9 protein-coding genes are annotated in these 10567 nt (G+C 46.3%); 5 read left to right on the plus strand and 4 right to left on the minus strand.

What is annotated here, in order from left to right; all coding sequences use genetic code 11:
* Positions 1–167: 167 nt before the first annotated feature.
* Complete coding sequence (locus S7335_RS29385; protein WP_006454215.1) at positions 168–1232, minus strand: septal ring lytic transglycosylase RlpA family protein; 1065 nt, start codon at positions 1230–1232, stop codon at positions 168–170.
* A gap of 572 nt (positions 1233–1804) precedes the next feature.
* Between S7335_RS29385 and purM the strand changes: the two genes are divergently transcribed.
* Both purM and S7335_RS15725 read left to right on the plus strand, forming a co-directional pair.
* A complete protein-coding gene (gene purM, locus S7335_RS15720; protein WP_006457028.1) occupies positions 1805–2869 on the plus strand; it encodes a phosphoribosylformylglycinamidine cyclo-ligase in 1065 nt (354 codons plus the stop codon).
* Positions 2870–2984: 115 nt separating this feature from the next.
* The gene (locus S7335_RS15725) at positions 2985–3791 is read left to right on the plus strand and encodes a prohibitin family protein (protein WP_369791692.1); all 807 of its coding nucleotides are present in this window, start codon (positions 2985–2987) and stop codon (positions 3789–3791) included.
* A 330-nt stretch (positions 3792–4121) separates the two neighbouring features.
* Here S7335_RS15725 and S7335_RS15730 read toward each other — a convergent pair whose 3' ends face one another.
* Positions 4122–4463, minus strand: a complete 342-nt coding sequence (locus tag S7335_RS15730; RefSeq protein ID WP_006454192.1) for a hypothetical protein — start codon at positions 4461–4463, stop codon at positions 4122–4124.
* 213 nt (positions 4464–4676) lie between these two features.
* Between S7335_RS15730 and crtD the strand changes: the two genes are divergently transcribed.
* Together crtD and S7335_RS15740 are read left to right on the plus strand one after the other, a co-directional pair.
* Positions 4677–6179 carry a C-3',4' desaturase CrtD gene (crtD, locus tag S7335_RS15735; protein WP_006454171.1) on the plus strand — a complete coding sequence of 501 codons (1503 nt, stop codon included), beginning with the start codon at positions 4677–4679 and terminating at the stop codon, positions 6177–6179.
* 112 nt (positions 6180–6291) lie between these two features.
* The gene (locus tag S7335_RS15740; RefSeq protein WP_006456874.1) at positions 6292–7080 is read left to right on the plus strand and encodes an N-formylglutamate amidohydrolase; all 789 of its coding nucleotides are present in this window, start codon (positions 6292–6294) and stop codon (positions 7078–7080) included.
* A 361-nt stretch (positions 7081–7441) separates the two neighbouring features.
* On the opposite strand, the gene S7335_RS15745 is transcribed toward S7335_RS15740, so the two are convergent.
* Together S7335_RS15745 and S7335_RS15750 are read right to left on the minus strand one after the other, a co-directional pair.
* A complete protein-coding gene (locus S7335_RS15745) occupies positions 7442–8563 on the minus strand; it encodes a hypothetical protein (RefSeq protein ID WP_006455190.1) in 1122 nt (373 codons plus the stop codon).
* 81 nt (positions 8564–8644) lie between these two features.
* Entirely contained in the window at positions 8645–9364 is a 720-nt protein-coding gene (locus S7335_RS15750) for a hypothetical protein (protein WP_038018686.1), read from the minus strand.
* A gap of 709 nt (positions 9365–10073) precedes the next feature.
* On the opposite strand from S7335_RS15750, the gene S7335_RS15760 reads away from it, so the two are divergent.
* On the plus strand, positions 10074–10271 hold the full coding sequence (locus S7335_RS15760; protein WP_006456724.1) for a hypothetical protein: 198 nt from the start codon (positions 10074–10076) through the stop codon (positions 10269–10271).
* The last annotated feature ends 296 nt before the right edge of the window (positions 10272–10567 follow it).

Here is a 10567-nt window from a genome sequence, read left to right on the forward strand (position 1 = left end):
ACGAGTTTGCGTCATTTCAGCCATTCTTTTCCGAGAACCACTAAAGAGCGATAGTTCGTTCAACAGAGTAAAGCGTCCAACCCCTCACTTACTGCGTCTTTGACGCTAAGGCTACCTGTGTTGAACGCTTTTGTTAGCTGTGTATTTGAAAACGGCTATATCTTTGACTAGTAGCCCAGTATATCTAGCTGGACAGTACCGACACCCGCACTAGTCAAACCAATTTGATCAGCTGCACCTGCTGATAAGTCAATGACTCTGTTACCTGAGAATGGTCCTCGGTCGTTGATTCGAACAACAACTTGTCTGCCTGTATAGAGATTAGTTACCAGTACTCTGGTCCCGAAAGGAAGTGTCCGGTGAGCAGCTGTTAGTGCGTACTGATTAAAAGATTCACCGTTAGCAGTCCGTCTGCCGTGAAATCCAGGGCCATACCAGGAAGCGGTTCCGACCGTACTAGAGACAATCGCAACTTGCTGAGCAGGTGCCGCTTCGACCACAGGTTCAGGCTCAGGCATATCTTCAATCTCTGAGACCGGTTCAGCTCCGCCGATCAAACGACGCAAACGATTGGTAACCTGCAAAGCGTCTTCAGCAGCATCGTCTGTAGTATCTGCCAAAATTGTGCGACTATCTAACGCAATCAGATCTTCATCTGCCAGCGTCACTACAAAGCCTTCAGACTCTTCCTGCCAGCGCACCGAGATATCGGTAGCCTCTACTTCTTCTGGGTTCAACTGGGTGCCTAGCTCAGTTGCTCGAAGGATAGGATTATTCTCTAGAACTTCATCAGCCGGAGAAACGCTGACCGCTTCGGAAACTTCTGTGTCAGAAACTGCTTCAGCCGCGGCTTCGCTTTCGATACCGTTGGTGAGGTTGTCTACCTCTGTGGCCAAAAAAGTAAGTATCGGAATATCTTTCAAATAGAGTGTGGCAGCTTGGCGCCCATCGACATCGTGGGGATAAACCAAAACATCATCGTTAAGCGCAGCATCAGACACAAAGCCAGAACCTGACTCTGAGTCACTGCTAGCAGCCGTAGCACCGATCAACTCGGTAGGCTTATCGCTAACTGCCTCAGCTTCATTAGCGCGATTGGTAGGTTGGGCGATCGCTCGAGTAGCGCCGATTCCTACCGTATTGATTCCTGACAGCAATATAGCTGCTGCCAGACTAGTAGCAAATTGCTGCTTTGACTTTTTCTTGAGCAGACTTTGGGGAAGCAAAAACATAATTGACTACGTTGCGACAGCATTAGTGCTAGACACCGTTTGTCTAACCGGTCTTCTGTTCGGTTCACTGAGCTGCTGCTTTGAAGCAGTGCTTGACCTCGGCATGAATTAAACCAACAGTCGCTAATCTACACGAACTGAGTAGGGGTAAAAATTGGGGTATTCGCGAAGGTCATCGGTCAAAAAGTTTTTCTGAGTGCTTCATGAAAGCTTGAAGTGACGAAATGTTAAGGGCTTCCAGTGCCTTCAGCCTATAGAGTGATATTTTGTGATGCTTATGTATTAGATGCTACCTAATCTAGATAACTAATCAATAGAAGCCCCTTTTTACTGTGCATAGTGGAATAGTTTTTTTGGGACTATGCATTTTATTGCATACAAAACTACACATTTAATGAGCAGTCACTCACCGAAATTTTAAGTCGTCCCTAATGTGTCTCTTCACAGATTGGTTTGTCTCTTAGAAAGCGTTGTGAGAATCTGAGACTGGTTATTGAGCGCTTTATGTGAGTACGCTCTGCAATCGGTGTGATTTGTAATGCTATACAGAGCGTTTTGGGAGAAGGCGAGCGATGGACTACAAGCAGGCGGGGGTCGATGTAGAAGCAGGACGCGCTTTTATCGATCGGATCAAGGGAATGGTGGAGGGAACGCGTCGGCCTGAAGTACTAGGGGGATTAGGTGGGTTTGGCGGCTGCTTTGAGCTACCAGACGGATATCAAAAACCGGTTTTAGTATCGGGAACAGACGGCGTAGGAACGAAGTTAAAGTTAGCTCAAGATTTAGATCGGCACGATACAGTAGGTATCGATCTCGTTGCGATGTGCGTAAACGATGTACTGACCATAGGCGCAGAACCGCTGTTCTTTCTAGATTATTTGGCTACTGGCAAGTTAGCCCCTGAGCAGCTAGCGCAGGTAGTTGCTGGAGTAACAAACGGCTGTAAAACGTCTGGCTGCGCGTTATTAGGTGGTGAGACTGCCGAGATGCCAGGGTTTTATGCGCCTGGTGAGTATGACATGGCGGGTTTTTGCGTGGGTATTGTAGAAAAAGATCGCATGTTTGACGGATCGGCGGTGGCAGTTGGCGATCGCATCATCGGACTTGCGAGTAGTGGCGTTCACAGCAATGGTTTTAGCTTAGTTAGGAAAATCATGGCAGAAGGCGATCGTGATCCTAGAGAAGCCGGACGATCTACGGGCTATGACTGGAGCGAGAAGCCAAGAATTCTAGAGGGTCAGTCCCTAGGGGAAGCATTGCTAAGACCAACCCAACTTTATGTAAAACCAGTCTTGAAGGCACTAAAGTCTACGTTGACAATTCATGGGATGGCCCACATCACAGGTGGAGGCCTACCAGAGAACCTACCGCGCTGCCTAGGGGAAGGTCAGTCCATCCAGCTTAATTTAGATAGCTGGTCAGTACTCCCTATATTCACATGGCTGCAGTCAGCAGGGTCTGTCGGTCTGCGCGATATGTTTAATACCTTTAATATGGGAGTTGGCTTTGTAGTTATTGTCCCACCCGATCAGTCTGTCGCTGCTTGTCAACAGTTTGAACAGGAGGGGATTACTGCTTATGACATTGGCGAAGTCGTTCCGGGTAGTGGAGAGATACTAGGAATACCCACTACCTAAAAAAGATGTTTGGCCCAACGATTGATCGCATCTGTTAATGACAGCTATCAATCACACTTATATATAAGAGGAGTTTTGTAAGTTGAGTGCAACTAAAGGAAATAGTCAGCCGGTTGTGATCGCAGCGATCGCAACGGTAGTGGCCCTAATCTTGGCCAGCAGTTTTGTGATTATCAATCCGGGACAAGCAGGCGTACTAAGCGTATTGGGTAAGGCCCAAGATGGCGCCTTGCTAGAAGGGATACATATCAAGCCGCCATTTGTCTCATTCGTAGACATCTACGACATCACAGTCCAGAAATTTGAGGTTCCAGCCGAAAGTTCGACTAAAGACCTGCAAGATCTAAGAGCGAGGTTTGCAATCAACTTTCGTCTACAGCCAGCCGAAGTTGTAGACATTCGTCGTAAGCAAGGCTCACTTTCAAACATTGTTAACAAAATAATCGCCCCACAGACTCAAGAGTCGTTTAAAGTAGCTGCCGCACGGCGCACAGTAGAGGAAGCAATTACTCAAAGGGCCCTGTTAAAAGAGGACTTTGACAACGCGCTAGCCAAGCGGCTAGAAAAATACGGGATTGATGTGCTCGATACTAGCGTGGTCGATTTAACTTTCTCCCCTGAATTTTCAAGGGCGGTAGAAGAAAAGCAAATTGCAGAACAGCGAGCTCAACGAGCTGTATATGTAGCGCAAGAAGCTGAACAGGAAGCACAAGCTGAAATCAACCGAGCAAAAGGGCGGTCTGAAGCCCAAAGGTTGATTGCTGAGACACTAAAAGCACAGGGCGGTAATCTGGTACTGCAAAAAGAGGCGATCGAGGCTTGGAAAGAGGGCGGTGCTCAAATGCCTCGAGTTTTAGTGACGAGCGGTTCTGAAAGTGCCGGTGTCCCTTTCATTTTCAATTTGACCAAAGGCGAGCAGTAAGCTAGGCCTTAGTCCGTATAGCAATTGCCAAATGCGTTTGACAATTGCTAACCACTTACTAACCATTTAGCTGTGTATACACCAACGGTTCTACCTATCGCGAATGTGTAGAGCTGAGTAGTGAACGCTATAGATAGGTTGAGTAGATAGGTTGAGTTCAAAAATGAATGATCTCAACCTACTCACTACTTAGCAGCTTCCCTAGATATAGCAATGTGCGGATGCATTCGTGCATTACGAGTCACTTAGCCTGTTGAAACACAAGGGTTATAGCCAATGACTATGCCGTAAGCTAAGTGACCAAAGCTATAGCATATCCAGATAGCGCACCTAGCCGGCATCGGCATCTTTGTTGATATCCTTGGCCATATCAAGATAATCGTCTGGATCGCTATCACCAGGGCTATCGATATTGTCTACCTTGGTCTTTCTAGACGCATGATCGCCACCGTCTGTGTCTTTGCGACCGACTGCGCTTGGGTTGCTAGTTTGATTGCCCGGGCCAGTCTTATTATCTTCAGCAATATCGTATTCTTTATCAAACTCAGGGCTAGCGATGTCTGGTTTAGTCTGTTCGCCAGTCTCCTCATTCTCGTTAGTTTCCTGATTTTCTTTGTTGAGATCTTCTTTGAGCTGCTGAGCCTCTTGAGGAATATTGTTGGGATCTGCCATTTGCATTACCTATACTTCGGCATCCATAGCTTACGAACCAGAGAAAGTAAGCACTATGTACCGGATGACGGAAATTTTTATGCTCCTTTGTGTATTACTGACACCTTCATTGGTCCTTCAAAGATAGAGCCGCTAGCAAATTAGCGAGCTACAACTCTAGAGCCTAGCAACGGCGTTAGAATAAAGGCAGACTTTAAGAAATGTAACGATTGCATGGCTAGCGGCACGTCAAAAAAAGTAGTAGTGATTGGAGCTGGCATAGGAGGGCTAACAACCGCAGCCTTATTAGCTCACCGAGGATATCAAGTGAAGGTCTTTGACCAGGCGATCGTACCAGGGGGATGCGCCTCTACGTTCAAGCGCCAAGGCTTTACCTTTGATGTAGGCGCAACTCAAGTAGCCGGGTTAGAAGCTGGAGGCATTCATTACCAAATATTCAAAGAACTCAGCATTGAGATACCGCCAGCTAGTGAATGCGATCCGGCTTGTGCCGTCTTTTTACCGGGTGAGACTGAGCCGATTAGCGTTTGGCGAGACCCTGAAAGGTGGAAGGCTGAACGAGAGAGACAGTTTCCTGGTAGCGCCGCTTTCTGGGCTTTTATGAAAGCACTGTTCGATTTTAGCTGGCGGTTCCAACAGAGAGATCCCATACTTCCACCTCGAAACATATGGGACGCATGGCAGTTAGCTAAAGCCCTACGACCTGATACGCTATTGACCGTACCGTTTACCTTTTCAACAGTTGGTGACATCCTGAAAGGATACGGTTTGTATGAAAATCGCCGCCTGCGCACTTTTTTAGATATGCAGCTGAAGCTATATTCACAAACAACAGCAGACAAGACAGCGGTTTTATATGCGGCGACAGCACTTGGCGTTTCGCAAGCTCCCCACGGGCTGTTTCATTTGAAAGGAAGTATGCAGGTATTAAGCGATCGCCTGCTTGCAGCGCTAGAAAGAGATGGCGGAGAAATCCATATGAGACATCTAGCTGAAGCGATAGAGGTGGAGAATGGCAGGCCAACTCAGGTAAGAATAACAGACAAAAAAGGCAACACTTGGTTAGAGGCAGCTGATCACGTAGTGGCTAATGTCACCGTACAAAATCTTGTGAAGCTAACAGACAGCGAAAGAATGAGTGGGTATGAAAGAAGAGTAGAACAGCTACCATCCGCCTCTGGAGCGTTTGTTATTTATTTAGGCGTAAAACAATCCGCCATTCCCAAAGATTGCCCACCTCACTTGCAGTTTTTATATGACTACGATGGTCCGATTGCAGAGAACAATTCTCTGTTTGTTTCAGTTAGTAGAGCAGGTGATAGCCGAGCACCAGCCGAAAAGGCGACGATTATCGCTTCCTCTTTCACCGATGTGAAAACTTGGTATGACGGCGACCAAGAGACGTACAAAGCAATGAAGGAAACCTATACACAAACGGCAATTTCTCGCTTGAAAGACTATTTTGACCTCCGCCTAGAAAATTTGGTGCATGTAGAAGCAGCTACGCCCAGAAGCTTTGAAACGTTTACAGGGCGATCGCAAGGAATTGTTGGTGGAATTGGTCAGCGTGTACCAACTTTTGGCCCATTTGGTTTTGCCACTCGTACACCCATCCAAAATCTGTGGCTAGTAGGAGATAGTACTCATCCAGGAGAGGGGACAGCAGGTGTGAGCTATTCGGCGCTCACAGCGGTAAGACAAATTGAAGCAAGTTAGCGCCGATAGCGCTTGTCGGTAAGGGCTTTACTCAACCGCTTAGAAAATAGTACTCACCTAAAACAGCCCAGAAATACTTGCTATATACAAGCGATATCTCTTTAAAGATTGTATGACTACTGATTTGTTCACTGTTCTTTCTCCTGAAAGTAGTAGCGTTCCTATTTTGGCGAATCTACCTCATAGTGGGCTACAGGTGCCAGATTCGATTGCCCGCACTTTCACAACCGAGCAACTTCAGACATTGCCGAATTCAGACTGGCACTTACAACCACTTTACGATTTTCTTCCCAGCTTAGGCATCACGCTGATGCAAGCCAACTACAGTCGCTATGTAGTAGATCTAAACCGAGCGCTCAAACCGCCGCTGTTTGGCTCTTTTTGGTCAGCAGTGGTTCCAGAGCAAACTGCTTTCAAGCAAGATATCTATACCACCAAACCTACTGAAAAGGAGGTACAAGCGCGAATTAAACAATATTACGATCCGTACCACCAACAGCTATCTAAGCTTTTGAATGAGGCGATCGCTCAACACGGCAAGGTCTACCTGCTCGATCTTCACAGCTTTATGGGACTAATCAGCGATGAAGTTTGTCTAGGGAATGCTAGAGGAAAAACATGCAGCGAGAGCACACTCGATATTATCAGTGAAAGTTTCTCAAATCAAGCGTTTCAAGTTGTGAAAAACAAAGTGTTTACAGGAGGCTATATTACTCGACACTACGGCCAATACCCTAGCGTTGAGGCACTTCAAATTGAGATTCGGTATCCTGTCTATTTACCAGACGATCAGCTAGAAGTGCAAGCTATTCCTCACTGGCGAAGCCCAAAGTTCAAGAAGGCTAAGTGTAAACTAGAAGCTGTTTTCATCGAGATCGTGAATCAGTTAATCAAAAAATAAAAATCCCTTACTTAAAGCAAGTAAGGGATTAGTTTTTCTCTTCGTTGTAACAATTTTCAGCTAAACATTGCGAGCCCTCAAGGAGCGGCAATTTTGCCATATGCTATTTCTCATCATCAGGATAGCAATCGAGGTGTTACTGAGATCAAGTATGTTCTTTTTTTAGCTCGCCGGCATCTGTGTTTTTACTTATAGCAATCGGCGCTGCGCTTCAAATGCTTTAGCTTCAAAAACTGCGCAACTATACAACTAGTTCTAGGAGCCAATGAACCTATTAGAAAATTTGATCGCGGATCCCAACTAGCCATAAGGCAAAGCCAGAAACAAAAAGATTATATTTCGGCCGCTTGCCAGATTGAACCTATCTCCTAGATTGACTCAAAATATCAAGGATGATTTCTATTGTGCGGGAAAGATGACTTTGACCACTAGGTAGTTTAGCTACTGGATCAATAGGGCCAGTGGCGCCGTTGTGACTGATCGGGCCCAGAGAGATAAACTGAATTCTACCTTCCGTTCTCGACTTGTTCCAGCTGGACCAGGCAACTATAGGCCAGCGCTTAGGAAACATAATTGCACCTAGTTTGGCTAGCATATCGCGATCACCTTTAGCGTGATACAGCCGCTCAATCTCGGCAATGCCATTATCACCACTAACGACACCTGCTATTGAGATCACATCAATGGGCACATCTAGCGCATACTTTAAATAGGTCACTGCTCCTAAAGCAACCTGAGCGCCGCCACTGTAGCCTAGAAGTGTGAGCGGTATTCCTGGCTGATACCCTTTCTGGCGCAAACTATTAAGAATGACCTGCGCTGTTCCTCTATTGAAGACAGGGCCGTAGCGATTGTCCGTAGAAACTGCGACTTGAAAGGTATTGCGAAGGTTGATTAGAATATCTAGCGGACTATTAGGATTATTAGCTTCTATGCGATTGATCCAGCGCCAGAATGAAGCAAAAGGTCTCTGGCTAGTCAGGGGCCGATTGAGCGCAGAGTAGGCCATGATGTCCTGAATGAAAACCATTTCTTCAGGCAGCGTAGTTTCTAAGGTATCTAAAAAGTTCTGAACACGCTTTGGGTAATCAGCACAGCTTTGGGATATACCGTCTAGATAGATCACGTATCGCTTAGGCGTAGGCTGCGAGGATTTGGGCGCGTATGCGTAGTGGTAAGTGGAATGAACTTGAGGATCTAGAATCTGTGGGGATGAGCGCGCTTGAGGAATGGGAAAGATGTGAGTTTCGATACCGTCGCCGTACCAACCAGCCCACCATCCTAGAGATTCAAAGGGAGAAAGCAGCCCAGCTAGGACCAAGGCAATCAGTCCAACACGAATCAGATCAAGGACAAAGCCCAGTAGCCTGCTGTTTAAGGCTAGATACCATTCTAGCCATTGGTTGTTGGCAGGAGACAATAAGACAATGGCACCGATTGCTAAGAAGATAGCAGCACAGAGTTTTATAAGGTAGCGGCGCATAGGTAAATGAGGCGGCAAGAAAATTGACTGTCAGTGTTGTCTTTATAGGCTTTGGTTTCTATTGGTGTACCAACTTAGAATCTACTTTCTAGGATCGAAAGGAACATTAGCTGGATGGGTAGGCGGCATTTGGCTAAGAGGGTCAGATTGGGTTATTTGGGCTCTCAGTCCGACATAGAGTTCTTCGGCAAGGCGGTTGCGGTTTCTAATCAAGTCTTCACCTGCGACCCAGTTTGTAATCCATTGGCCCAGAGAAGCAATCGGCTGGCCGACGGTTTTTTGAATAAGCTGAATGCCAATCCATCCCAAGGCTACACTGCCAAAAGCTTCCCACAGTGCTAGCGTACTAATAGCATCAATACCAACAACAACAGCGAGCAGTGTCCAGATAGAAAGCAGAATGAAGATAGCGCTACCAAAGTATGGCATAACGACGAACACGCCTAGCATTAGCGGTGCGTAGCTAAATCCAATCGTTCGGATAACTGCGCTCAGCGGCAGGTAGCTAGTGAAAACAGTGTTAATACTTATCCAAGTGCTTAGTGCCCAAAAACCAAAGCCAACAACAAAAAGAACGGCTGATATCAGCAGACTTAGAACGAACCGTAGTGGCCGGACCTGATTGATAAAGAGAACGACAATTTGGCTAAGCGACTGGGCAACACCGGCGATGAAAGCGATCGAAAGAGCGGCAAGCAGACTGTGCGGTTGATTCTGCAGGGTTTGAAAAGTGGTAGCACGTAAGGCAATTACTCCTCTAATTAAGTCCCAAAGTTCACTAAAGGCGTCTGTTTGAGGCATAAGGGTCAACAGATGAATGAAGTGCTGAGGGAAAGATGCGAACTGCTCATTCAAAACCACTGCGATCGCTAGAAAATGTAGCTATATAAAGTATTCAGCTTCAAATCATAGTTAGTTGGCGGTTGGTTGGCAAATTTGAGTGCTTACGCCGTCTCCAAAAAGCAAAACAACCTTACATACAAGTACCCGTACAGTCGATAGGGGTTCGCAATAAGAGTAGTATATGGAAGAGACTTCTGATGAAGCTGTACCAAAGCTCAGTGACATTAATAGCGAAACTAGGCGCATATCTATACGCCTATATATGCTTTTAGAACTGATCAAGTCTAGCTCTAGGCCTCCGGAAGCTTGTTCAGAAGCACTACTGCCATCGATTTATCATGAGTTTTCCCTGACAGCTCATCCTTTGAACGCTTTGTTCTAATCCATTAATGATGATTGACCCCTATTGCTCTCTATTCGCTCTGTGAAGTAACGACTTTTACCACAATTACCCTGCCCAGCTTGAAGTTCGCATAGTTCTTTTGACAGCGCACTTACACTAAGCTTCGACTAACATTCTGTATAGCTCCTTGGCCTCGCTTCTTTTCTTAGCCATGCCCAAATTCGAGACCATCCCTTTCTAAGGTATCAATCAGTTAATGCTATTGTTGATATTTAATCTCATTAGCTATAAAATCAGTTTCATCCTGTACCTTTTTGGAGCATTATGACCAAGAAAATGAAGCCAGTAGAGCTTTTCCTCTCTCTAGGTTTAGTCGTTTCCTTGACGGCTGTTGGATGTACGCCTGAAGGCGGCGAGGGCGGTGAGAGCCTCGAGCCTGAACCTACTGAAGAAATTGAAGGTGGCGAAGGCGGTGAAGGCGGTGAAGGCGGTGAAGGTGGCGAAGGTGGCGAAGGCGAGTAAGGCAAGCTTACTAACGGCTTAAACAAAGTCTGCTTGAGTACGACCCGCTTGAATACAACCTGCCTAGATATGGGTTCTGCTCAAATATAGTCCCTCAACGATAGCCGCGAGAATGAAGCTGTCGGCAACGGTTACGCCTGCTAGCACAGCCATCCCTCAATGTCCTCTAATCACACTTTAGTTAGCTTTCAGATGTTAGTTAGCTTTCAGATGGTGCTGCAACCTACAGGTAGCACAAGTGCGTGAATCACAGGCTAATCGATGTATTCAACTACCTTATCGGTCTCGTAACGGAC

Source organism: Synechococcus sp. PCC 7335, assembly GCF_000155595.1.
Lineage (GTDB): Bacteria > Cyanobacteriota > Cyanobacteriia > Phormidesmidales > Phormidesmidaceae > Phormidesmis.

Bases quoted from the DNA above. Each gene is read 5' to 3' on its own strand.
- S7335_RS29385 (WP_006454215.1), bottom strand. From the start codon at position 1,232: ATGTTTTTGCTTCCCCAAAGTCTGCTCAAGAAAAAGTCAAAGCAGCAA.
- purM (WP_006457028.1), top strand. From the start codon at position 1,805: ATGGACTACAAGCAGGCGGGGGTCGATGTAGAAGCAGGACGCGCTTTT.
- S7335_RS15730 (WP_006454192.1), bottom strand. From the start codon at position 4,463: ATGGCAGATCCCAACAATATTCCTCAAGAGGCTCAGCAGCTCAAAGAA.
- crtD (WP_006454171.1), top strand. From the start codon at position 4,677: ATGGCTAGCGGCACGTCAAAAAAAGTAGTAGTGATTGGAGCTGGCATA.
- S7335_RS15740 (WP_006456874.1), top strand. From the start codon at position 6,292: ATGACTACTGATTTGTTCACTGTTCTTTCTCCTGAAAGTAGTAGCGTT.
- S7335_RS15745 (WP_006455190.1), bottom strand. From the start codon at position 8,563: ATGCGCCGCTACCTTATAAAACTCTGTGCTGCTATCTTCTTAGCAATC.
- S7335_RS15750 (WP_038018686.1), bottom strand. From the start codon at position 9,364: ATGCCTCAAACAGACGCCTTTAGTGAACTTTGGGACTTAATTAGAGGA.
- S7335_RS15760 (WP_006456724.1), top strand. From the start codon at position 10,074: ATGACCAAGAAAATGAAGCCAGTAGAGCTTTTCCTCTCTCTAGGTTTA.